This window comes from Brevibacterium aurantiacum (assembly GCF_007558825.1).
GTDB classification, from domain to species: domain Bacteria; phylum Actinomycetota; class Actinomycetes; order Actinomycetales; family Brevibacteriaceae; genus Brevibacterium; species Brevibacterium aurantiacum_A.
The window spans coordinates 193,345-215,367 of the sequence record NZ_VLTK01000009.1 but is presented as its reverse complement, the minus strand read 5'-3'; the positions used below and the strand labels follow the sequence as shown (position 1 = coordinate 215,367).

21 protein-coding genes are annotated in these 22,023 nt (G+C 64.1%); 15 read left to right on the top strand and 6 right to left on the bottom strand.

Going from position 1 to position 22,023, the window contains the following annotated elements:
• A partial coding sequence (locus FO013_RS15955) for an HNH endonuclease signature motif containing protein (protein WP_143923534.1) occupies positions 1–411 on the top strand: 411 nt, incomplete at its 5' end.
• Positions 412–424: 13 nt separating this feature from the next.
• On the opposite strand, the gene FO013_RS15950 is transcribed toward FO013_RS15955, so the two are convergent.
• From FO013_RS15950 to nadA, 4 genes are read right to left on the bottom strand one after another with little or no spacing between them, the layout of a single operon-like run.
• Entirely contained in the window at positions 425–1,696 is a 1,272-nt protein-coding gene (locus tag FO013_RS15950; protein ID WP_143923533.1) for a cysteine desulfurase family protein, read from the bottom strand.
• A gap of 1 nt (position 1,697) precedes the next feature.
• Positions 1,698–2,582 (bottom strand): carboxylating nicotinate-nucleotide diphosphorylase, encoded by an 885-nt coding sequence (gene nadC / locus FO013_RS15945; protein WP_143923532.1) that lies wholly within the window; start codon positions 2,580–2,582, stop codon positions 1,698–1,700.
• On the bottom strand, positions 2,576–4,237 hold the full coding sequence (gene nadB, locus FO013_RS15940; protein WP_143923531.1) for an L-aspartate oxidase: 1,662 nt from the start codon (positions 4,235–4,237) through the stop codon (positions 2,576–2,578). The genes nadC and nadB overlap by 7 nt, the downstream gene beginning before the upstream one ends.
• 7 nt (positions 4,238–4,244) lie before the next feature.
• Positions 4,245–5,528, bottom strand: coding sequence for a quinolinate synthase NadA (nadA, locus tag FO013_RS15935; protein WP_143923530.1), 1,284 nt, complete (start codon positions 5,526–5,528; stop codon positions 4,245–4,247).
• 285 nt (positions 5,529–5,813) lie between these two features.
• Here nadA and panB point away from each other — a divergent pair, with 285 nt between their 5' ends.
• The 3 genes from panB (at position 5,814) to FO013_RS15920 (ending at position 9,454) form a co-directional block, all read left to right on the top strand.
• A complete protein-coding gene (gene panB, locus FO013_RS15930) occupies positions 5,814–6,761 on the top strand; it encodes a 3-methyl-2-oxobutanoate hydroxymethyltransferase (RefSeq protein WP_143923529.1) in 948 nt (315 codons plus the stop codon).
• Positions 6,761–7,627 (top strand): pantoate--beta-alanine ligase, encoded by an 867-nt coding sequence (gene panC / locus FO013_RS15925; protein ID WP_143923558.1) that lies wholly within the window; start codon positions 6,761–6,763, stop codon positions 7,625–7,627. Before panB ends, panC begins: the two co-directional genes overlap by 1 nt.
• Positions 7,628–7,966: 339 nt before the next feature.
• Positions 7,967–9,454, top strand: coding sequence for a mechanosensitive ion channel (locus FO013_RS15920; protein WP_143923528.1), 1,488 nt, complete (start codon positions 7,967–7,969; stop codon positions 9,452–9,454).
• 249 nt (positions 9,455–9,703) lie between these two features.
• On the opposite strand, the gene FO013_RS15915 is transcribed toward FO013_RS15920, so the two are convergent.
• Positions 9,704–10,456, bottom strand: a complete 753-nt coding sequence (locus FO013_RS15915; protein WP_143923527.1) for a LysE family translocator — start codon at positions 10,454–10,456, stop codon at positions 9,704–9,706.
• A gap of 226 nt (positions 10,457–10,682) precedes the next feature.
• Here FO013_RS15915 and FO013_RS15910 point away from each other — a divergent pair, with 226 nt between their 5' ends.
• The 9 genes from FO013_RS15910 (at position 10,683) to FO013_RS15870 (ending at position 18,905) form a co-directional block, all read left to right on the top strand.
• On the top strand, positions 10,683–11,585 hold the full coding sequence (locus FO013_RS15910) for a LysR family transcriptional regulator (RefSeq protein ID WP_143923526.1): 903 nt from the start codon (positions 10,683–10,685) through the stop codon (positions 11,583–11,585).
• 83 nt (positions 11,586–11,668) lie between these two features.
• Complete coding sequence (locus tag FO013_RS15905) at positions 11,669–12,802, top strand: GuaB3 family IMP dehydrogenase-related protein (RefSeq protein ID WP_143923525.1); 1,134 nt, start codon at positions 11,669–11,671, stop codon at positions 12,800–12,802.
• Positions 12,762–13,865 carry an SURF1 family protein gene (locus tag FO013_RS15900; protein WP_260848192.1) on the top strand — a complete coding sequence of 368 codons (1,104 nt, stop codon included), beginning with the start codon at positions 12,762–12,764 and terminating at the stop codon, positions 13,863–13,865. The genes FO013_RS15905 and FO013_RS15900 overlap by 41 nt, the downstream gene beginning before the upstream one ends.
• A gap of 2 nt (positions 13,866–13,867) precedes the next feature.
• Entirely contained in the window at positions 13,868–14,305 is a 438-nt protein-coding gene (locus tag FO013_RS15895; protein ID WP_143923524.1) for a DUF3817 domain-containing protein, read from the top strand.
• Positions 14,306–14,349: 44 nt separating this feature from the next.
• A complete protein-coding gene (gene guaA, locus FO013_RS15890; protein ID WP_143923523.1) occupies positions 14,350–15,930 on the top strand; it encodes a glutamine-hydrolyzing GMP synthase in 1,581 nt (526 codons plus the stop codon).
• Between the two features lie 93 nt (positions 15,931–16,023).
• Positions 16,024–16,767, top strand: coding sequence for a biotin transporter BioY (locus FO013_RS15885; RefSeq protein ID WP_143923522.1), 744 nt, complete (start codon positions 16,024–16,026; stop codon positions 16,765–16,767).
• Entirely contained in the window at positions 16,764–17,534 is a 771-nt protein-coding gene (locus FO013_RS15880; RefSeq protein WP_143923521.1) for an energy-coupling factor ABC transporter ATP-binding protein, read from the top strand. Before FO013_RS15885 ends, FO013_RS15880 begins: the two co-directional genes overlap by 4 nt.
• Positions 17,531–18,205 (top strand): CbiQ family ECF transporter T component, encoded by a 675-nt coding sequence (locus FO013_RS15875; protein ID WP_260848191.1) that lies wholly within the window; start codon positions 17,531–17,533, stop codon positions 18,203–18,205. The genes FO013_RS15880 and FO013_RS15875 overlap by 4 nt, the downstream gene beginning before the upstream one ends.
• A gap of 136 nt (positions 18,206–18,341) precedes the next feature.
• Positions 18,342–18,905 (top strand): cysteine hydrolase family protein, encoded by a 564-nt coding sequence (locus FO013_RS15870; RefSeq protein WP_143923520.1) that lies wholly within the window; start codon positions 18,342–18,344, stop codon positions 18,903–18,905.
• 106 nt (positions 18,906–19,011) lie between these two features.
• Here FO013_RS15870 and FO013_RS15865 read toward each other — a convergent pair whose 3' ends face one another.
• On the bottom strand, positions 19,012–20,193 hold the full coding sequence (locus FO013_RS15865) for a glycosyltransferase family 4 protein (RefSeq protein WP_260848190.1): 1,182 nt from the start codon (positions 20,191–20,193) through the stop codon (positions 19,012–19,014).
• 225 nt (positions 20,194–20,418) lie between these two features.
• Here FO013_RS15865 and FO013_RS15860 point away from each other — a divergent pair, with 225 nt between their 5' ends.
• Both FO013_RS15860 and truA read left to right on the top strand, forming a co-directional pair.
• Positions 20,419–21,084 (top strand): LemA family protein, encoded by a 666-nt coding sequence (locus FO013_RS15860; protein WP_143923519.1) that lies wholly within the window; start codon positions 20,419–20,421, stop codon positions 21,082–21,084.
• Complete coding sequence (truA, locus tag FO013_RS15855) at positions 21,081–21,935, top strand: tRNA pseudouridine(38-40) synthase TruA (RefSeq protein ID WP_143923518.1); 855 nt, start codon at positions 21,081–21,083, stop codon at positions 21,933–21,935. The genes FO013_RS15860 and truA overlap by 4 nt, the downstream gene beginning before the upstream one ends.
• The last annotated feature ends 88 nt before the right edge of the window (positions 21,936–22,023 follow it).

Sequence of the window (22,023 nt, the reverse complement as noted above, 5' to 3'; positions counted from 1 at the left end):
GAGCTGGTTCGTCACGGGTTGAACGGGGCGGTGTTCTTCGAACTCGTCTCACACAAGGCGAAGACGATGCAGGTGGTCACGGAGAATCGGTTCGCGAATGCCAAACAGATCGCGGTGCTCACTGCTCGTGATCAGGGATGTACGTTCCCCGGTTGTGATGCTCCGCCGGGGTGGTGCGATGCTCACCATATTGTCGAGTGGGCGCAGCAGGGCAAGACGGATGTCAATAATATGATGTTGAGTTGTTCTGCTCATCATCATTTGTTGGATCGGTCGGAGTGGGAGACGGTGATGCTCACAGACGGCAGGCCGGCGTGGGTGCCTCCGGTATCGGTTGATCCGGCTAGGCGACCGATATTGCATGCGAGGTTCGTGGCTCAGGAAGTCATCGACACACTCTTCAACGAATGACTGCTCAGGCTGCTCAGGTGTAACTGAGAGCCAAATTCTTCACCGCCGCAGATACGGCATGCGCTGCTCGCTGACCCGCTTCGGGGGTGAAGTCTGCCGGGAAGGTGAAGCGCACACTTGTCTTCGCGAGATCATCGTCGATGCCCAACGCGGTGAGCACATGCGATGGTTCGTCCGAGCCAACGGCGCAGGCTGAGCCACTCGAGGCAGTGATGCCCAGGCGTTCAAGCTCGAGCAGCACGGCCTCGCCGCTTGTACCTGAGAAACAGAACGAGGCGTGATTCGGACTGCGCAATGACTCGCTTCCTGTGAGGAATGCCCCGGGAACCGTGGCCAGAACCTCGGCGATGAAGTCATCACGGATGGCCTGGATTCGGCCGGCGGTTTCGACGCGTTCCGCCTCGGCCAGTTCCAACGCGGTGGCAAACGCAACGGCAAGGGCAACGTTCTCTGTCCCCGACCGACGCCCGGACTCCTGACCGCCGCCGTGGATGAGGGGTTCGAGAGGGATCCGTGCGCGAATCGCAGCAACCCCGATTCCCTTCGGCGCACCGACCTTGTGCCCAGCCAGGCTTATGGCGTCGACGCCGAGGCCGCCCAGCGGGAGCCAACCTGCAGCCTGCACAGCATCAGTGTGGAAGAACGCGCCGGCATCGTGAACAATCCGGGCGAGGGCTGTGACATCGGCGACCGTGCCGATCTCGTTGTTCGCATACCCCAGGCTGACCAGGAGCGTGTCCTCGCGTAGAACCGAACCAAGTGCTTCGACCGTGATCGTGCCGTCGGGCGCGACGGGCACCTCCGTGATCTCGAACCCGTGCCGACGAGCCAGGAAGTCCGCCGCGGCGAGCACAGCCTCATGTTCAAGGGCGGAGATCACGATATGGCGCCGAGGTGGCCGACCATCCGGCCCCGCACCGGAGTCAGCAGCGCCACCGGCCCCAGCAGCGTCATCGGCCCCAGCCCCGCCACCGAAGTCAGCAGCGCCACCGGCCCCAGCCCCGAGGGCGATACCGATGATCGCAAGATTGTCGGATTCGGTGCCGCCGCTGGTGAAGATGATGTCGGTGCTGCGCATGCCGAGCACCTTCGCCACCCGTCTGCGCGCGTCCTTGAGTGCGTCTGCCGAGGTACGGCCGACCTCGTGGTTGCTCGACGGGTTGCCGAACGCACCGGTCAGATATGGCCAGGCGGCCTCGAGTGCCTCCCTGCGCACGGGCGCCGCCGAGGCTGTGTCGAGGTAGAGCGGAACACCGCCGTTATCGAGGGCCGATTCGAGTTCCATATCAGCCTGCGTCCAGAACCAGGTCGAGGCCCAGGTCGATCGCGCGGACAGTGTGCGTCAGCGCTCCCGAGGAGATGACGTCGACTCCGGTAGCGGCGATGTCTGCGACGGTTTCGAAGGTGACGTTGCCGCTGGCCTCAACGATCGCACGTCCGGCGATGAGCTCGACTCCGGCACGCAGATCGGCCAGGGTGAAGTTGTCGAGCATGATGACATCGGCTCCGCCGTCGAGCACCGCATGGATCTGCTCGAGGCGATCGACCTCGACCTCGATCGTCGTCGTGTGCGACAACTGAGCCCGAGCCGACCGAATTGCGGCACTGACATCGGCGTTCTCACCAGCAAGAACAGCGAGGTGGTTGTCCTTGACCATGACCGCGTCGGAGAGCCCGAATCGGTGGTTGTGCCCACCGCCGCAGACCACCGCGTGCTTTTCGAAGACCCGTAGCCCCGGAGTGGTCTTGCGGGTGTCGACGATGCGCACACCTCGACCGGCCGTGTTCGCGCCTGCGGTATTCGACGACGCCGCATCGACGAAGGCTCTGGTCTGTGTTGCGATTCCGCTCATGCGCTGGCAGAAGTTCAGTGCGATCCGCTCGGCTTGCAGAACCGCACGTGCCGGTCCCGAAACCGTAGCCAATGTGTCGCCAGCCGCGAAGACATCTCCATCGGCGCTGGTGAGATCCACATCGACGCGAGGGTCGACGAGGGTGAAGGCGCGAGCGAATACATCAATTCCAGCGAGGATTCCGGCCTCGCGTGCGCTCAACTTCGCCGTCGCCGAGGCGCTGGCAGGGATGAACGTCTCACCGGTGATATCGCCCCACGGTGCGTCTTCGTCGAGAGCAAGCCGGAGTGCGGAGTCGATGGTTGTGGCGCTCAGCATGAGGCGGCCTCCTGAAACAGGGAAGTGGTGGGAACGGGGACAACGGATGCAGGCTGTTGCTGCGTCGGCAGGCTGTTGGACACAGGGAAGTCGGTGCGGATGTGGGCACCTCGGCTCTCCTGTCGGGCGAGGGCGTGAGCCGCAATGTGCCGCGCGATGAGCGTGAGATTCGCGGTCTCGAGTCCCTCGCGACCAGCCGCCGACGGGCCACCCTCACGATCCGTCACGGACGACCCACCCTCGCCGAGGTGGCCACCCTCGCGATCCGTCAAGGACGGGCCATCCTCGCCGAGGTGGTCGAGCAGTGCCCGCAGTCCCGCTTCATTTCGTTCCACCCCGAGGTGGGTCCACGCGAGATCCCTCAGATCGTCCCGCGCGATAGACACAGAGGCACAGGAGGCATCGCCGAGTTCTCCTCTGAAGTCCGGCATCGGCTCTAGCGTCATAATCGCCTCAGCCGCGCGGACCCCGAACACTGCACCTTCGAGCAGGGAGTTGGACGCCAGACGGTTGGCGCCGTGGACACCGGTGCAGGCGACTTCACCGACTGCGAAGAGTCTGTCGACAGAGGTTCGGCCATCCAGGTCGGTGGCGATGCCGCCCATAAAGTAGTGCGCCGCCGGAGTGACGGGGATGAGATCGGTGGCGAGGTCGAGTCCGTGGGCTGCAAGGCCGCGTGTGATCGACGGGAAACGAGCGCTCACTTCGGGGATGGCTCTGGCATCGAGATGGCAAAACGCCCCGTTCTGTGCCGCCATCGTCCGGTGGATCGCCGGGGCAACGACATCACGTGGCGCGAGCTCAGCTCGGGGATCGATGTCGGGCATGAAGCGGTGACCGTGTGCGTCGAGAAGCACGGCACCGGCACCGCGGACGGCCTCGGAGATGAGGAACCCCGTGCCGGCAAGCGCAGTCGGGTGGAATTGAAAGAACTCCAGGTCGGCAACGTCAGCACCGGCACGGATCGCGGCGGCCAGACCGTCACCGGTCGCAGCCGGCGGATTCGTCGTGTGTGCGAAGAGCTGCCCAGCGCCACCCGTTGCCAACACCACGGCATCGGCGGCCACCATTTCGAGCGCACCGTCGTGGAGCAGGCTGACGCCGGTGGCCCTGCCCTCGTTGGTCGACGCATCGACATCGACATCGACATCGACATCGACATAGCCACCGGCGCCGGTGGCGATGTCGACGAGCATCGAATGCTCACGCACAGCGATGGTCCCAGCGGCCGCCTCGGCGCGGGTGGCCTTGACCAGGGCAGCGGTGATCGCACGGCCGGTGGCATCGCCGCCGGAATGGAAGATGCGCCCCACGGAATGCGCACCCTCCATGCCCCTGGCCCAGCGCCCGGAGGCATCCGTGTCGAAGGTGACGCCGGCGGCGGCGAGTTCGAGGATTCGGTCGGGGCCCTCGGTGCACAGTACGCGGACGGCGGCCTCATCATTGAGTCCGGCGCCTGCGATCAGGGTGTCGTCGATATGCGACTCGACGCTGTCTTCGGCCGCGAGGACACCGGCGATCCCACCTTGAGCCATGGCCGTATTCGACTCGCCCAGACTGTCTTTGGTCACGACGGTGACGTCATGTCCACCTGCCAGCCGCAGGGCGGTAGTCAGTCCCGCGATACCGGAGCCGATGATGACGATGTGAGCCATGAGTCGCTCAGATCCGGGGTTTCGCGGCGAGCATTCGCTCAAGGGACACGCGAGCGGGATCGGCCACCTCGGCGTCGACGGAGATCTGATTGATCACCTTGCCGTCGATCAGGGACTCGAGGACCCAGGCGATGTAGCCGGGGTGGATCCGATACATCGTCGAGCACGGGCACACGACAGGATCGAGGCAGAAGATCGTGTGCTCGGGATGTTCGGCTGCCAGCCGTTGGACGAGGTTGATCTCGGTGCCGATGGCGAATGTGGTGGGCTCGGTCGCCTCGGCGATGGCTTTCGTGATGTAGGCGGTGGATCCGGAGTCATCGGCCGCGGCCACCGTCTCCTGCGGGCATTCAGGGTGGACGATGACGCGCACATCGGGGTGATCGACGCGTGCCTTGGCGATCTGTGCGGGGGTGAAGCGCTTGTGGACCGAACAGAACCCCTGCCACAGGATGACCTTCGAGTCCTCGAGTGCGTCGGGGGAGTTGTTGCCCAGGGGCCGCGCCGGATTCCACAGCGGCATGGCCTCAATGTCGATGCCCATGTTCAGAGCGGTGTTGCGGCCCAGGTGCTGGTCGGGGAAGAACAGCACGCGCTGACCGCGCTCGAAGGCCCACTCTAGGACCACCTCGGCGTTGGAGGAGGTGCACACGATGCCGCCGTTGCGGCCGCAGAAACCCTTGATTGCGGCCGAGGAATTCATGTAGGTCACCGGGATGACGGGCACCTTGCCGTCCGAATCAGGTTCGTCGCCCAGCAATTCGGTCAGCTGCTCCCAGCAGTCCTCGACCTGGTCGATGTCGGCCATATCAGCCATCGAGCAGCCCGCAGCGAGGTTGGGCAGGATGACCGACTGCTCAGGTGTGGAGAGCAGATCGGCGGTCTCGGCCATGAAATGGACGCCGCAGAAGACGATCGCCTCAGCCTCGGGATGGTTCTGGGCAGCCTTGGCGAGCATGAACGAGTCGCCGATGTAGTCCGCGTGCTCGACGACCTCGACCCGCTGGTAGTGGTGGCCGAGGATGACGACTCGATCGCCGAGCTTCTCCTTGGCCCGGATGATCCGGTCATTGAGTTCCTCCGCTGAAGCGTCCCGGTACTCGGCGGGGATCTCACCCTGGCGTGGGGCAGCGACGGGAATCGGATCGTCCATCGAAGCGCCGGGCCCGTATCCGGGCTTGACGTCGACGTCCCACGGGGCATCGATGAGGTCGGTCGAACACATATCGTCGTTCGCACCCTTCGCGGAGATGTCCTTGAGGGTGAGCTCGATCGAAGCTGTTGTGGTCATCATCGTCCTTCGCAGAGTGGAGCGGTGCTCCCATGGAATGGAGCTGTGCGCCCCTGAAAAAGTTTTGCGCAGATTTGAGTTTAATCATCAATGCTCGTAATGTAAAACACCACCGTGCGGTGGACCAGGGTCAATGATCTAGTCTGGAAACTGGCTCGCAATCCGAGTCGACCCGAATGTGAACCCGCGTGATTCGGCCGGCGCCACAGCCTGCCGCCGACTTGCGCCCACGCGGCGCTGACGATGCGCAGCCACCCAGACGAAGGCCGACCGAAGAGGATGCCCATGCCCCTGTCCCAGAATCCGACACCAGATCGTCCCGAGAGTTCCGCACCGGCACAGCCTGAGAACTCCACGACCGACCAGGCAGAGATGACTCCGCCTTACGGTGGCGGCGCCAGTCAGACTGCAGCTGCCGGTGCAGCCGCGTCCCCACCTCGTCGTGTGCGGACTCTCGACCTCATCAAGGCCAAGGCCGAAGGTCGCCGCTGGGCGATGCTGACCAGCTATGACCAGTACACGGCCGCACTGTTCGAGCAGGCCGGAGTCGAGGCGCTGCTGGTCGGAGACTCCGCGGCGAACAATGTCTACGGCCACGAGACCACGCTGCCCGTCACCGTCGATGAGCTCATTCCACTGGCGCGAGCGGTCTCCGGTGCGACCTCGCGGGCGCTGATCGTTGCGGACCTGCCCTTCGGCAGCTATGAGATCTCCGATGAGCAGGCGGTCGCGACGGCAGTGCGGTTCATGAAGGAGGCCGGTGTCCACGCGGTCAAGCTCGAAGGGGGAGTGGCCGTGGCCTCGAGGATCAAGGCGATCACGACCGCCGGCATACCGGTGATGGCACACATCGGATTCACGCCCCAAGCCGAGCACAACCTCGGCGGGTACAAGGTCCAGGGTCGTGGGGATGCCGGTGACGCGCTGCTGGCTGATGCTCGTGCCGTCGCCGAGGCGGGGGCGTTCTCCGTGGTCATGGAGATGGTTCCAGTGGGGTTGGCTGCCCAGGTGACGGCGGAGATGACGATTCCGACCGTGGGGATCGGCGCCGGTGCCGACTGCGATGCCCAGGTGCTCGTCTGGCAGGATATGGCGGGCCTGCGCACAGGCAAGGCGCCACGATTCGTCAAACGATATGCCGACCTGCATTCAGTGCTCTCCGATGCTGTCGGCCGCTATGTCGATGAGGTCAAAAGCGGCGAATTCCCCGAGCCCGAACGGAGTTTCGAGTGATGGAGGTCGGCGGAATCCAGGCCCTGCGTACCTGGCGGAGACGGCAGTCGGGCACCGTGTCACTGGTGCCGACGATGGGTGCCCTGCATTCTGGTCATCAGGCGCTGATGGACAGGGCACGAGCATCGGGTGATTCGGTGGTGACCAGCATTTTCGTCAACCCGCTGCAGTTCGGTACCGACGAGGACTTCTTCCAATACCCGCGGCCCTTCGAAGCAGACCTGGAAGTCTGCGAGGCCGCTGGAGTGGACTTCGTGTTCGCGCCGGCATTGGGGGAGATGTACCCGTCTGCGCCCGAGGTCACCGTGTCCTCCGGCCGGATGGGTGCGGTCTACGAAGGCGAGGCGAGGCCCGGGCACTTCGACGGGGTCCTCACTGTCGTGGCCAAGCTCTTCACCCTGACGGCACCGGACTCCGCGGTGTTCGGCCTCAAAGACATCCAGCAGTTCTGCCTGGTCAAACGGATGATCGCCGACCTCAACTTCGACATCGAGTTGATTGGTCTTCCCGTCGTCCGGGACGCAGATGGACTGGCGATGTCGAGCCGCAACGAATACCTGGCGCCGGCGGATCGAGCGGCTGCATTGGCGATTCCTCGCGCCCTTGACGCCGCGGCCCAGGCGGCAGCCGACTGGTCTCCGAGAGATGAGCCTCCGACAATCGTCGAGAGGGCGGCGAAGCTGGTGCTCGACCCCGCCGCCGATCGCGGCGACCTCACGCTCGGCTATCTCAGCCTTGTCGATGCGCGAACTTTCCAACCCTGTGCATCCGACTTTCGTGGGCAGGCGCTCCTGCTCGTGTCCGCGACGGTCGGAGGAACGCATCTCATCGACAATGTGCCACTCGAATTCGTCAGTTCTCCATGAATTCGCATGTGCTTCACTTTTTGAAGGATTCATGGATTCTCTTTGCGGCATGCCGCGAATTCTCTGTTTCGGATTGGGATATTTCGATCATGTCATCGCTTCGATGCCGAATCGTGATCTGAATATATACGAATTGTTAAGGCGCTGAGATACCCATGTGGACGGATTTGCGTGAGGTTATCGATCGCGTCATTATTCGACATCAAGCCACCATCTGCCCTTGTTCTGAGTGTCTGATGTGAATAGACTCCACATCAGCAACAGCGAAAATCAGAGTGTGCATTCGCAACGAATTCGAGTGTTCATTCGCCTCAGCCGAAGGAGATGACGGAAATGCAAATGTCAGACTTGTGGTCAGTTCTTGCGAAAGTGGGACTGGCGATACTCATTCTTATCGTTACATGGATAATTGCATCGATCGTCAAATGGGCGATCGGAAAACTGGTGGCGAAGATCCCGGCATTGCAACGTGACGGCAATGACGGGCAGCAGATCGGAAAATCGATCGGTCAGATCGGCAGCCTGATCATCTGGCTGCTCGGCCTCATCGCCGTTCTGCAGCTGTTCAACCTCGACCAGGTGCTCACACCGCTGCAGGGCCTGCTCGACGGAATCTTCGGCTTCCTCCCGAACATCATCGGTGCCGGGGTCATCTTCTTCATCGGATTCGTCTTTGCCAAGATCGCCAAGCAGCTGGTCCAGACTGCGCTCAACGCCGTCGACCTGACGAAGCTGACATCGAAGTTCAGCTCGCTGGGAGATCGCGCCACAGGCGTCGTCGGTGCATCGACGGGTGTCGAACCGCAGCACAACAACATCAATGCTCAGCAGGCCGCCTACGACCAGCCTCATCAGGATCAGCAGGGTCAGCCTCAGCAGGGTGCCGGGAACCCGAACGCTGAGGCGAATGCCAAGATCTCGTCGCTCGCGGGCAACCTCGTCTTCGGAATCATCATCATCGTGGTGGCGATATCGGCACTCCAGGTCCTGGGCATCGCGGCCATCTCGCAGCCGGCACAGCAGATGTTGGAGCTCTTCCTCAACGCCATTCCTGCCATCATCGCGGCCGGCATCCTGCTGGCCATCGGCGGAGTCATCGCGAAATTCCTCGGCAACCTGCTCGAAGAGCTCTTGCGTGGAGTCGGCACGGATCGTGCTGTCAGCTCGATCGGAATCGCTCCCGAGGGCACCAGTGCCTCGAGCGTGATCACCAAGATCGTCCAGGTAGCCATCATGATCTTCTTTGCGATCATGGCGACTCGGATGCTCGGGTTCCCCGAGATCACGAACATCCTCAACGAGATCCTCGACCTCGGCGGCAGCGTCCTCTTCGGCGCTGCGATTATCGCTGCAGGCTTCTTGGTTGCAGGTCTGATCGGGAAGTTCATCACGAACTCTCTTGCGAGCAAAGTTCTGCGTTACTCGGCCATCGCACTCTTCATCGCGATGGGTCTGCGTTACATGGGACTGGCCGATTCGATCATCAACCTGGCCTTCGGTGCTGTGGTCATCGGCGGCGCGGCCGCTGCTGCACTCGCCTTCGGATTGGGCGGTCGCGATGCCGCGGCGAAGATGCTCGACAAGGTCGATGTCGAAGCCGCTGTCGACAATGACGGTGGAGCCGATCGCCGTTCCGGCAGCGCCAACACCGCTGGCAGTGGAAACAGCGGAATCGGAACCGGCGGAGTCGGCAGCACCGGACACGGTGGAGCCGGAACCGCAGGACACGGTTCGGCCGGAACCGTCGGACACGGCGGAGCCAGCGCCGGGGACGACGGTCCACTCGGTGGTCCCGGTGGCAGCGGTCCCGTACCGCCTGCCAGCTGACCAGACGACATGAAGAAGGTGCGGGCCGGGGTGCTATCCCCGGCCCGCACCTTTATGAAATGCCGTCAGTGTTTCTGCATCTCCGGACATGGCTGTTTCCGCGTCTTCCGGACATGGCGCTCTGACGGCGCTCTCCTGTCAGTGGCTTCTGTGCCTTCTGCCGGCGCTCTTGGCTGGCCGCCTTCGTCGGTGTCAGGTTCGCCTGCAATACGTTCGCCTGCGTTGCGCCAGACTCGGCGTCGATTGGTGCTACATCGGGATGGCGATGACGGCGATGCCCATGACGACGAGGACAGCGGCGGAGACCGCTTCGATGTAGAAGTCGGTGCTCCGCCTCTGGAGGGCGGCCGCTGCCATGCCGGCGATGAAGGCGAGAAGAATCTGGTAGGCCAGCATCAACCCGATCACGACCGTAATGAGCAGCAGGTAGTCGACTCCGGCGGCGGAGGACGGCACCAGGGTCGGCATGACGGCGAGGAAGAACAGCCCCGCCTTCGGGTTGCTCAATGAAGAGAACAGGCCGCGACGATACGAGATGACCGACCGCAGCTGTCCCCACGACTTCTTCGAACCGGAGTCAGCGATCGCGTCAGTAGGGGAGCCGGCATCCACCTCGGCACCGATCCCGGCGGTCTCAAGCTCGCCGAGATCATCGGTGGCCGCCACGATCTCGCTGACCTGTCCGCGCGGGGGTGTTCCACGCAGTTCGGTACGGATCCGCAGTGCCTGCCGGGCAGCCAGCACGCCGAGCAGGCACAGGTAGAGCCCGCCGACGACTTTGAGGACCAGCAGAGCAGAGGGGAAGGTTGTGAGCAGCGCGGAGATTCCGGTCAGCGCCGCGATCATCCAGACCGTCATGCCGGTCGCGGAGCCGAGCGAATAGATCAGCCCGGCCTTGCGGCGCAGGGCTGAGAGACGAACGGTGAGGATCGTCTCGGGGCCGGGGGTGACAGCAAGGACAGTCGCAGCTCCGGCGATGGTGATGAGCTCGGCTCCGGTCATGGCGCTCCTTCAGGGACAGCGACCAGGCGGATGACCTGGTCGGAGTGGCAAATGCGACGCTGCACGATGACGGCCCGAGATGCTGCGCGCAAATCGTTCTGACTCGGGCGCGAAGGGCTCTTCCTCAAGTCTGCCGCAGGTCACCCCGAGAGAACAGATTGGGAAAAGCAATCATTTGTTAACAACCATTCGGCATGACCGAACGATCATCGACTAGTCTGGGCGCATGTGGGATCTCAACCGACTGCGCATCTGGCGGGCCGTCGTCGCCACAGGCTCCGTCGTCGACGCTGCGAGGAGCCTCAACTACACATCGGCCACGGTCAGCCAGCACATCACCACTCTGCAGAAGGCCGTCGGCGTCCCCCTTTATCGCAGGTCTGGGCGCGGCATCGAGATCACGGACCTGGGCAAACGACTGGCCGAGGAATCCGCGGACGTCTTTACAGGTCTGAACAGGCTCGACACCTTGGTCGAGAGCTTCCGCACAGTGAATCGGCCCCGCATGCGCATCGCAGCATTCACCTCATTCAACGCCGGGCTGCTGCCAGGGATCATCGAGCCGGTCGCACTCGAACATCCGGACATGCGCTTCGACATCCAACTCAATGAACCGGCCAAGGTCCGCCGCAGTCACTGCACGATCGAGATCCGCAGCGAAGTTCCACAGGATGACGAGGTCCACCTGCCCGGAATGACGCGCACGGTCCTCTTCGACGACGACTACCGGGTCGTGGTCTCGGACAGGCACCGGTTTGCGAGGCTCGAATCCATCCCGTTCAAAGACCTCGAAGACCAACGGTGGGTCGACTACGACCTGTGGGCCGGTCCGACGAGCAAGGTCGTCGACCTCGCCTGCGCCGCGGCCGGATTCGAGCCCCGAACCTTCGCCGCCTCGGAGGACGAGTTCGCTGCGCTGGCCCTCGTCGCTTCGAACCTGGCCATCACCGTTCTGCCGCGCCTGTCGTCTGCCCAGCTGCGACCTGGTCTGAGAGCAGTCGGCCTCGCCGATCCCACGCCCGTGCGCCGCGTCGTCATGCATGTGCGTGAACGCGAAGCGCACCTGCCGCACGTGCGGTCCTTCGTCGCCGCCACCGAGGCGGTTGTGGCCGACTACCTGGCCCGCTGAGAGACCGTACTGCCCAAGGAGACGCACCGTTCCTCATAGTGAGCTGAGTCTTCGGCGTCAGGGCGGTGGGATAGGCTGTTCGGGTGAGTTCTGAAATCGAAATCGGCAAAGGCAAGCGCGGTCGTCGCGGCTATTCACTCGACGATATCGCCGTCATCCCTGCTCGGCGCACCAGAGATCCCGAGGACGTATCGCTGGACTGGCAGATCGACGCCTACAAGTTCGACCTCCCATTCATCGGTGCACCCATGGACTCCGCCATGTCCCCGGAGACCGTGATCGCTCTGGGCAAGCACGGTGGCCTGGGCGTTCTCGACCTCGAAGGTCTGTGGACCCGCTATGAGGATCCCGCTCCGCTGCTGGCCGAAATCGCCCAGCTGCCGGCCGAGATGGCGACCGCACGGATGCAGGAGCTCTACTCCGCGCCCATCCAGGCAGAACTCATCACCTCTCGACTCGAACAGATCCGCGAAGCAGGAGTCACCGTCGCCGGTGCCCTGACACCGCAGCGGACTCAGCAGTTCTACAAGACCGTCATCGATGCCGGTGTCGACATCTTCGTCATCCGCGGCACCACGGTCTCGGCCGAGCACGTGTCCTCGAAGTCCGAGCCGCTCAACCTCAAGCAGTTCATCTATGAGCTCGACGTGCCAGTCATCGTCGGCGGCGCCGCAACCTACACGGCGGCACTGCATCTCATGCGCACCGGTGCCGCCGGTGTCCTCGTCGGCTTCGGCGGAGGAGCGGCGGCGACGACACGTAAGACCCTCGGCCTCCACGCCCCGATGGCCACGGCGATCGCTGATATCCACGCCGCTCGGCGTGACTACATGGATGAATCCGGTGGTCGCTACGTCCACGTCATCGCCGATGGCGGACTGGGTACCAGCGGTGAGATCGTCAAGGCCTTCGGTGTGGGAGCCGACGCTGTCATGCTCGGCACCGCGCTGGCCCGGTCGACAGAGGCCCCGGGCCGGGGAATGCATTGGGGCGCCGAGGCGCATCACCCTGAACTTCCCCGCGGGCACCGCGTGGAGCTGGGAACCGTGGGCAGTCTCGAACAGGTTCTGTTCGGACCCGGACGCACCGCCATCGGCGAACTCAACCTCGCCGGCGCCCTGCGCCGTGCTCTCGCGACCACAGGCTATGTCGATCTGAAGGAATTCCAGCGCGTGGATGTCACCGTCTCGCCCTATCAGCCTGGATCGGTGGTCTGATCTGTTCCGCCTGGCGCTGACCCCCAAGTGGTTGGGGTCCCTGCTCTTCGTGCTCATCCTGGTCACCTGCTTCGTCGGACTCTCCGCCTGGCAGGTCGACCGGGCTCAGCACAAGAACGATGCCGTCGATTCGGCGAATGTCGAAGAGATCGTGCCGTTCAATGACGTTATGGAGGCCCAGGCCCCGATGCCGGGCATCCTGGCCGATCAGCGGGTGAGCCTGTCCGGACACTGGCTCCCGGACGATCAGGTCGTCGTCCCCGGGCGCGTCCTCGATGGGGACAACGGCTTCTGGGTTGTGACGATGTTCGCACCCGATGATGCCCGCCTCGGCGATTCGGCCGGCGCCGACGCCTCTGACAAGACCATTGCGATTCCGGTTCTGCGCGGCTTCACCACCGATGAGGAAACCGCCATGGAGTCCCGTGCGGCAGAGGGCCCAGTCGAGATGAAGGCACAGATCGGCCCCGTTGAGGGTCCGATGCCCGGCAACTCGCTGCCCGAGGGGCAGGTGCGCAGCGTCTCGACGTCACAGCTGATCAACCTGTTCCCCGACCTTCTGACCTATTCGGGCTTCCTCATCCCCGAAGAGGCCACCGGGGACGCCGCTTCCATCGCGACCGACGGATTGTCCTTCGTGCCGCCGACGACGACGCGGGAGGAGGGCGGATTCGATCTGCAGTCCGCTGGCTACGCGATCGAATGGCTCATCTTCGCCGTCATGGCCCTGTATATGTGGTGGCAGCTTCTGCGCGATGACTTCGTGCGCCGCCGGCTCGGCAGCGACCCTGATTCTCAGGATCCGACAAACCGAGTCGAGTATGTTGTCGTCAAGTCCGCAGGTCAGGCCTCGATCGATCCCGAGGTGATGTCGGGACTGACCGGGCTTCCCGCTCACAAGCATGGAGCGAAGAAGCCTCGCCGCCGCGGCAGACCCGCAGCAGGCGGCGGACCCGCAGCAGGCAGCGGACCCGCAGCAGGCGGCAACGACGACTCGACCGACGACGACTCGACCAATACCAACGCCAATTCGACCAACACCACCCCGACCGGAGGAAACTGAGCGTGAGCGAAGAACCCGAGTCCCTGGATTCCCGCCCCGACTTCGATGACGGCGAGGTGTGGAGTGTCAAGCGCTTCACCTCGGCACGCAACGCGTGCAAGTTCTATCGCGTGATGGCCATCATCACGGGAACGATGCTCCTCATCCTCACCGTCGAGATGATCTACAAGTACCTCATCGCCGCTGATTCCTCGACGGCGCTGAACTTCGGCGGCTTCAACCTGGCCGCCGCGATCGCGATCTGCCATGGCTGGTGCTACGTCGTCTACCTCATCGGCTGCTTCTGGCTCAACCAGCAGATGCGTTGGACGCTGGGCCGCTACATCGTCTTGGCCCTGGCCGGCGTGGTTCCGGTGATGTCGTTCATCCTCGAACGCAGAATCAACCGTCAAGTCGAAGCCGAGCTGGCAGCGGCCGTGGTGGTCGCTCCCAAGAGCTGAGGCCAGTAGTTGGGCACTGGGTGCCCGGTGTTTAGAATTGGGTCATGACGCAAACCCAGAGCACACAGGTGCCTCCTGTCCTCGTGGTCGATTTCGGTGCACAGTACGCGCAGCTCATCGCCCGGCGGATCCGCGAGGCCGGACTGTATTCCGAGATCATCGCCCATGACGCACCGGCCGCGGAGTTCGCGGCCAAGAATCCGATCGCCATCGTGCTCTCGGGCGGACCCTCGAGCGTCAACGACGAGGGCGCCCCCGGATTCGACACCGCTGTCTTCGATCTCGGCGTGCCCACCATGGGCATCTGCTACGGCTTCCAGCTCATGTCGACCACCCTCGGCGGACGGGTCGCCAAGACCGACAAGCGCGAGTACGGTTCGACACCGGTGACGGTCTCCAGCACCGGTTCGCTGCTGGCCCAGACCCCGAACAGCTACAAGGTCTGGATGTCTCACGGAGATTCCGTCGCCGAGGCGCCCGCTGATTTCGATGTGCTCGCATCGACCCCGGACACCCCGGTCGCCGCCTTCGAGTGTGCGGCACGCAAGTTCGCCGGTGTGCAGTGGCACCCCGAGGTCCTCCACTCCGAGTACGGACAGCAGATCCTCGAGAACTTCCTGTTCGATGTCGCCGGACTCACTGCCGACTGGACCAATGCTTCGGTCATCGACGAGCAGATCGAACTCATCCGTGCCCGCGCCGGTTCGAAGAAGGTCATCTGCGCCCTCTCAGGTGGAGTCGACTCCTCCGTGGCGGCGGCTCTGGTTCATGAGGCCATCGGTGACCAGCTCACCTGCGTCTTCGTCGACCACGGTCTCCTGCGTGAGAACGAACGCGAACAGGTTGAGAACGACTACGTGAACTCGATCGGCGTCCGTCTGGTCACCATCGACGCGCGTGAGCAGTTCCTCTCCGAACTCGCCGGCGTCACCGATCCGGAGACCAAGCGCAAGATCATCGGCCGCGAGTTCATCCGCACCTTCGAGCAGGCGGCAGCCGACCTCGTCCTCGAGGCTAAGGATGAAGGCGAAGAGATCGGCTTCCTGGTCCAGGGCACGCTCTACCCCGACGTCGTCGAATCCGGTGGCGGATCCGGGACTGCGAACATCAAGAGCCACCACAATGTGGGCGGGCTGCCCGACGACATCACCTTCGAACTCATCGAACCCCTGCGCGCCCTGTTCAAGGACGAGGTCCGCGCCATCGGCCGTGAGCTCGGAGTCCCGGATGCCATCGTCTCCCGCCAGCCGTTCCCCGGCCCCGGACTGGGAATCCGCATCATCGGCGAGGTCACGGAGGACCGTCTCTCGATCCTGCGCCGTGCCGATGCCATCGCTCGCGAAGAACTGACCAAGGCCGGCCTCGACGGAGAGATCTGGCAGTGCCCAGTCGTCCTCCTCGCTGACGTCCGCTCCGTGGGAGTCCAGGGCGACGGACGAACCTATGGCCACCCGGTCGTGCTGCGCCCGGTCTCCAGCGAAGACGCGATGACCGCGGACTGGACACGGGTTCCCTACGATGTCCTCTCCGTCATCTCCAACCGCATCACGAATGAGGTCGACGACATCAACAGGGTCGTCCTCGATGTCACCTCCAAGCCTCCGGGCACCATCGAATGGGAATGATTCTGTTCCCCGACTACAACTCCTGAACGGTGTTCAGTTAAGGTGGGTGGTGCCCGAATAGGTCTCGGGTGCCACCTCACCATCGGAGAACTCATGTCACAAGAGCACATCGGCAGCACCGCCTCGGCGAGGGGATCGCGGAGGAATTCAGCTGGCAGAGCCGGCGATATCGCGCTGATCGCGGTCTTCGCCGCTCTGCTGGCGGCGTTCGCAATCATGCCCCCGGTGCCGGTGGGCCCGGCCGGTGTGCCGATCACCCTGCAGACCTTCGCCATCGCACTCTGTGGCCTGGTGCTGGGACCGTGGCGCGGTGGTGCGGCCGTCTTGCTCTACGTCGTCCTCGGCCTGCTGGGTCTGCCGATCTTCTCCGGCATGAGCGGCGGCATCGGTGTGCTCGCCGGTCCCAGCGCCGGCTACATCACCTCGTTCACGCTCTACGCCCTGGCCACAGGCTTCGTTGCCCGCTGGGCCATTCGTCGCTTCCGCGGAGCGAAGCTGTGGGTCGCGCTGTTCCTCGGGGCACTCGGCTCGAGTCTGCTGCTCAATCATCCACTCGGAATCCTCGGGATGTCGATCAACGCCGACCTGCCCCTGGGTGTGGCCGCCGTCGCCGACCTTGTGTACTGGCCCGGCGACATCATCAAAAACGTCCTCGCCGTGTCCGTCGCGATCCTCATCCACCGGGCATTCCCCGATGTTCTCCGCCGCCGAGGTGGCCCGACGCCGGTGCCGCACGCGCGGACTGTAGGCGCTGGCTCTGCGGGTGTTGGCTCTGCAGGCGCTGGCTCCGAAGGAACCGGCGTTGAGGGTGTGGCCGAAGGCACTGCGGCACAGTGATCTTCGCACGCAGACCAGATCCCGATTCTGCAGGACCGGCGACGGAGCAGATCTCGTTCTCCGAGGTCTCGGTCGGAGTTCTCGACGACACCCCTACCGGTGATGTCTACCGCCCGATACTGACCGACGTCAACGTCACCCTGGACGAGCCGACGGTCGCGATCATCGGCGCCAATGGGTCCGGGAAGTCCACGCTGCTGCAGCTGTTCAACGGGCTGGTCACAGCCAACTCCGGCCGAGTTCTCATCGACGGACTCGACCCGGTTGAGGAGGTGAAGCAGGTCCGTTCTCGGGTGGGCTTCGTCTTCACCGACCCTGCCGCGCAGCTGGTCATGCCGACTCCACTCGAAGACATCGAGCTCTCCCTGCGCAAACGCGTCCCGAAGTCGGAGCGCCGCGCTGCTGCCCTGGCCGTTCTCGAGGAGCTGGGCGTCGCTGACCTGGCTGAACGCAGTGTCTACGAGCTCTCCGGCGGACAGCGGCAGCTCGTGGCTCTGGCCGCCGTTCTGGCTGTCGACCCGCAGATCCTGGTCCTCGACGAGCCGACCACGCTGCTGGACCTGCGCAACAAGGAGAAGCTGCGGAGACTCCTCGCAGACCTCGTCGCCCGCCGAGGCGTGCGCGTGATCTTCTCGACCCATGACCTCGACTTCGCCGGGCTGGCCGACCGTGCCCTGGTCGTGGATTCCGGCCGCATCGTCCACGATTCGAATCCCGCCGAAGCGACCCGAATGTACCGTGAGCTGATCATGAGTGACTCCTCATGAGCAGCGGGTTCCGGGCGGGCAGTCGGTTCCGGACGGACAGTCGGTCCCGTGCCGGCATTCGGCCGAGACCGCAGCTGTTCGGGAAGGTTGCGCACACTCCCGGTTGGCTGCACGCAACAGCTCCAGGGGTGAAGCTTGCTGTCATCGCCCTGATCGGAGTCTTCGCACTGATCTTCCGCGACCCGGTCATCAACTGGTCGATGTTCGCAGTCCTCGTGGTCCTCGGCTTCACTGCCAGGCTGAGACCGCACCACTTCCTCAAGACCTGGATCTATGCGGCAGTGCTGATCATCATCGTGGTGGCCATGCAGTACTTCTTCGGATCGCTGCGCGCCGGTCTCACGGTCGGCGGCACCGTCTTCGCCTGCGTGCAGGCCGCGCTGCTGCTGACATTGACCACAACCGTGGCGCAGCTGCTCGACACCTTCACCGTGATCGTCTCACCGCTGCGATTCCTCGGCGCCAGTCCTGACACGATCGCCCTGACCGCTAGCCTCATGGTCCGGGCCATCTCCCATATCTCCGGACTGCTGGGGGAGGCTGACCGTGCTGCGCGAGCCCGCGGCCTCGACTCGAGCATCAAGGCCAGAGTGGTCCCCGCCATCCTCCGCTCGGTGAAGTACGCCCAGGACACAGGCCGGGCACTCGACGCTCGCGGAATCGTGGACTGAACTCCACTGGAGCGGGTGCTTGACGGTCATCCACCGAACATCCTCGGACAGCTGATCTGACGAAGAGTATCCTCGGCGGAGGAGGGCAGTCGGTTCGCATTTCGACTGCCGCGCAGATCCGCGAAGGAGACATACAATGGCTGCGAACCACCGCCCCGTCCTGCTCGCCATGGACTTCCAGAACGGCATCGCCGGTGATGAGGCCTTCACCATGACCGGCGTCCTCGAGCGTGCCCGCGATGCTGTCGCTGCTGCCAGAGAGAAGGGCATCCCTGTCATCTGGGTGCGCGTGGCCTTGCGGGAAGGGCACCCGGAGCTCGCGGAGACCGCATCGTTCAGGCAGATAGCGGCACACGGGGATCTCGACCAGGCACACGCGTCGACGAGCATCCACGAGACACTGGGACGGCATGAGGGCGAACCGATCGTGACGAAGCGTCGCATCAGTGCCTTTACCGGCAGCGATCTCGAAGTTCTGCTGCGCGGATACGGTGCCGACACTCTGATCCTCGCCGGCGTCGCCACCAGTGGAGTGGTTCTCTCGACCATCCGGCAGGCCGCCGACCTCGACTTCCGTCTGACGGTGCTTTCCGACGCCTGTGCAGATCGGGATGAGGAGGTCCACCGGGTGCTCACGGAGAAGGTCTTTCCCAAACAGGCCACGGTACTCACCGTCGACGAATGGGCTGCGCACACCTGAAACTGGACTGCGCACTCCTCAGCCTCGAACGGTCACGTTATAGCGTGGGTTGTCGACGCCAAGGTGCGCGCTCGACGCCAAGGTGCGCGCTCGACGCTGATCAGTCTCAGAAGCTTGAGGAATCCTCGACATCGGCACCTGTCTGCACGGTGAAGCCGCGGCCCAGAACCTGCGGGTGCGGGTTCTCGATCGCCCGCGAATAGTGGCCGATGAGCTGTGAGCACACGCTCTTCCAGCTGCGGCTGAGCACCTGATGACGTCCGGCGACACCGAACGCCCGACGTTTCGCCTCATCGCCGAGGAGGTCCGTGACATGCCCGCGCATCGCCGTCAGATCCTTCGGGGTGTAGAGCCATCCGGTGTGGGAGGAGTCGACGAGATCCATCGGGCCGCCTCGGGCGGGGGCGACGACGGGCACCTCGGAGGCCATGGCCTCCTGGATGGTCTGGCAGAAGGTCTCGAGCTCGCCGGGGGCGACCATGATGTCGAAGCTCGCCACCGCCTGGGCCAGGGCATCGCCACCCAGGAATCCAGCGAAGTGCGCATTCGGCAAAGAGCGTTCGAGCCGAGCCCGCCACGGGCCGTCGCCGACGATGACGAGCTTCGAGTCGGGCACATCGTCCAGGACGGCCAGATCCTCAACCTGCTTCTCGGCCGCGAGCCGACCGACGTAGCCGATGATCTTCTCACCATTGGGAGCCACGGACCGGCGCCAGGCCTCTGATCGGTGACTGGGGTCGAAGCGGGAGGAGTCGACCCCGCGTGCCCACAGATCCACCTCGGCGACTCCGAGTCCGGACATTTGATCGAGTGTGTACGACGAGGGGACCAGAGTCAGAGAGGCGTGCTGATGGATGTTGCGCACATGCGACCACAGCATTGCCTCGATACCGTACATGCCGTACCGCGCGGCATATGCGGGCACCTCGGTCTGATAGATCGCCACCGTCGGCAGATCGAGGCTCTGAGCGGCCAGGACGCCGCGCCAGCCGAGCACGAAGGGGCTGGCCAGGTGGACGACATCGGGGTTGAAGTTCTCCAGCAGTCGTTTGATGCGGCTGACCCCGCCGGGAGCCACACGGACCCGACGATACTTCGGCAGGGCGATCGATGGAACACGGATGATGCGGGCTCCGGCGACCTCCTTGGGTCCGTCGCGGCGTGTGCCCGGTGCGATGATGATGACGTCGTCGCCGCGGTCGGCCAGATGGTCGAGGACGCGGAGGAGTGAGTGGGTGACCCCATTCATGTTGGGGAGGAAGGACTCTGCAATGATCGCTACTCTCACAGAACTCAGTTCACGCCCTCAGGGTGAAGGACGGGCGACATCGAGGCGTCCCTCCGGCGACGAAAGGCCGAAATCGCCGCGCACGATCGGGTCTGGAGCCGCGCACGAACAGAGGTGATGCAGAAACAGCGGGGCTTTCGGTGACCAGCCGGAGGCTGGTTCGCGACGGGTCTGAACCCCGCGTAAACTTAAGTGTCGGGAATGCGAATGAGAGGGGAGGCGAGATTGGTCTGGTTCATCGTCGGGGCATGTGTCCTCGCCTTCGTCGTCCTCGCACTGGCCCTCATCTTCTTGCGGTTCAACCAACTCTCGATGGCCCGTTCACTCTGCGATGAGGCCAAACGCCAGCTGCTGGTCGAACTCCGCGGTCGGCACGCCCTTGTGCCCGCCTACATCGGGACGCTGCAGCAGGTCACCACGCGAGATCTCAGCACTGTCGAACTTGCGCTCGCCTCGGCCGAGCGTGCACCGTTCGGTCCTCGCGGTGCGGCCGCGGAACGCGCACTGACCCGAGCCGTCGACGATGCGGCACAGATTCCCAGCCAGGTCACCGACAGGGCCAGTGCCTCTGATTCGACCCTGGCGATGCAGACGAGCCCGCGTGAAGAGCTCGACACCACGATCGCGCTTCTGCACGGCCAGCTGAACGTGCTGACCGAACGCATCCGGTCTGGCGCACGCATCTACAACGCGAACGTCGATCTCTACCACCGACAGCGCGAACGAGCCGTGTCGCGGCTGTTTCAGAATGTGTTCCAGGCCCGCGAGCCCTTCACCGACGCCCAACCTCAGGGCCCGTCCACCGAGGCGGAGTCTGAGCAGTCGTCCACCGAGGCGCAGTCTGAAGAACAGTCGGGAGCCCAGGACCACACACGACCAGCCGGATCATGACGCGATTCCGCATCGACCTCGGCTACCGCGGCACCGACTTCCACGGCTGGGCGAAGCAACCCGGCCTGCGTACCGTACAGGCATCGCTCGAGGCCGGGCTGGCCCGGATCACCGGCGACGAGGTGGCCACCGTCGTTGCCGGGCGCACCGACGCGGGAGTCCACGCGAGACGGCAGACCGTCCACATCGACCTGCCCACAGCAGGCATCGAGAAGCTCATCGGCAAGGCCTCCCGGTCCGCCGAGGCGGCTCTGCTGTCGCGTCTGCGCGGAGTCCTCACGTTCGATGACACCGATGACATCATCATCCATGCCGTATCCGAGGTCCCGGGGGATTTCGATGCCCGGTTCTCCGCACTGTGGCGGACCTACCAGTACAGACTCGCCGACCGCCGGTCCTTCATCGACCCGCTGCTGACCCCCATGACGCTGCGGCACAAGGGCGAACTCGACGCCGAGGCGATGGCCGAGGCCGCACGAGAGGCCCAGGGTCTGCACGACTTCCTTCCATTCTGCAAGCCGCGGGCTGGTGCGACGACCATCCGCACCCTCCACGAGCTCGATGTCACCCGGGATCAGGAAGCCGTGATCACGATCGATCTGCGTGCCGATGCGTTCTGCCACCACATGGTCCGTGCCCTGGTGGGCGGGCTGATCAAGGTCGGATCCGGCACGTGGCCGGTGACTCAGCCCGCCGAACTCCTCGCCGAGGCGGACACTGGCATCGAGCCCGACATGCCCATGTTCGTCACTCCCGCACACGGGCTCGTCCTCACCGGAGTGGGATATCCCGAGGCCGAGTTCTATGCCTCCCGCGCGGCCCAGACGATGGCGCGTCGCACTCAGGATTAGCCCCTCATGCTCAGCATCTGATCAATGTTGGCTGGGTGCCTTGTCGTCTTTTTGAGAGAATCCCTCTTCCCAGATGTGAAAATCCTGT

Bases quoted from the DNA above. Each gene is read 5' to 3' on its own strand.
- FO013_RS15950 (WP_143923533.1), bottom strand. From the start codon at position 1,696: ATGGAACTCGAATCGGCCCTCGATAACGGCGGTGTTCCGCTCTACCTC.
- nadC (WP_143923532.1), bottom strand. From the start codon at position 2,582: ATGCTGAGCGCCACAACCATCGACTCCGCACTCCGGCTTGCTCTCGAC.
- nadB (WP_143923531.1), bottom strand. From the start codon at position 4,237: ATGGCTCACATCGTCATCATCGGCTCCGGTATCGCGGGACTGACTACC.
- nadA (WP_143923530.1), bottom strand. From the start codon at position 5,528: ATGACCACAACAGCTTCGATCGAGCTCACCCTCAAGGACATCTCCGCG.
- panB (WP_143923529.1), top strand. From the start codon at position 5,814: ATGCCCCTGTCCCAGAATCCGACACCAGATCGTCCCGAGAGTTCCGCA.
- panC (WP_143923558.1), top strand. From the start codon at position 6,761: ATGGAGGTCGGCGGAATCCAGGCCCTGCGTACCTGGCGGAGACGGCAG.
- FO013_RS15920 (WP_143923528.1), top strand. From the start codon at position 7,967: ATGTCAGACTTGTGGTCAGTTCTTGCGAAAGTGGGACTGGCGATACTC.
- FO013_RS15915 (WP_143923527.1), bottom strand. From the start codon at position 10,456: ATGACCGGAGCCGAGCTCATCACCATCGCCGGAGCTGCGACTGTCCTT.
- FO013_RS15910 (WP_143923526.1), top strand. From the start codon at position 10,683: ATGTGGGATCTCAACCGACTGCGCATCTGGCGGGCCGTCGTCGCCACA.
- FO013_RS15900 (WP_260848192.1), top strand. From the start codon at position 12,762: ATGTCACCGTCTCGCCCTATCAGCCTGGATCGGTGGTCTGATCTGTTC.
- guaA (WP_143923523.1), top strand. From the start codon at position 14,350: ATGACGCAAACCCAGAGCACACAGGTGCCTCCTGTCCTCGTGGTCGAT.
- FO013_RS15885 (WP_143923522.1), top strand. From the start codon at position 16,024: ATGTCACAAGAGCACATCGGCAGCACCGCCTCGGCGAGGGGATCGCGG.
- FO013_RS15875 (WP_260848191.1), top strand. From the start codon at position 17,531: ATGAGCAGCGGGTTCCGGGCGGGCAGTCGGTTCCGGACGGACAGTCGG.
- FO013_RS15870 (WP_143923520.1), top strand. From the start codon at position 18,342: ATGGCTGCGAACCACCGCCCCGTCCTGCTCGCCATGGACTTCCAGAAC.
- truA (WP_143923518.1), top strand. From the start codon at position 21,081: ATGACGCGATTCCGCATCGACCTCGGCTACCGCGGCACCGACTTCCAC.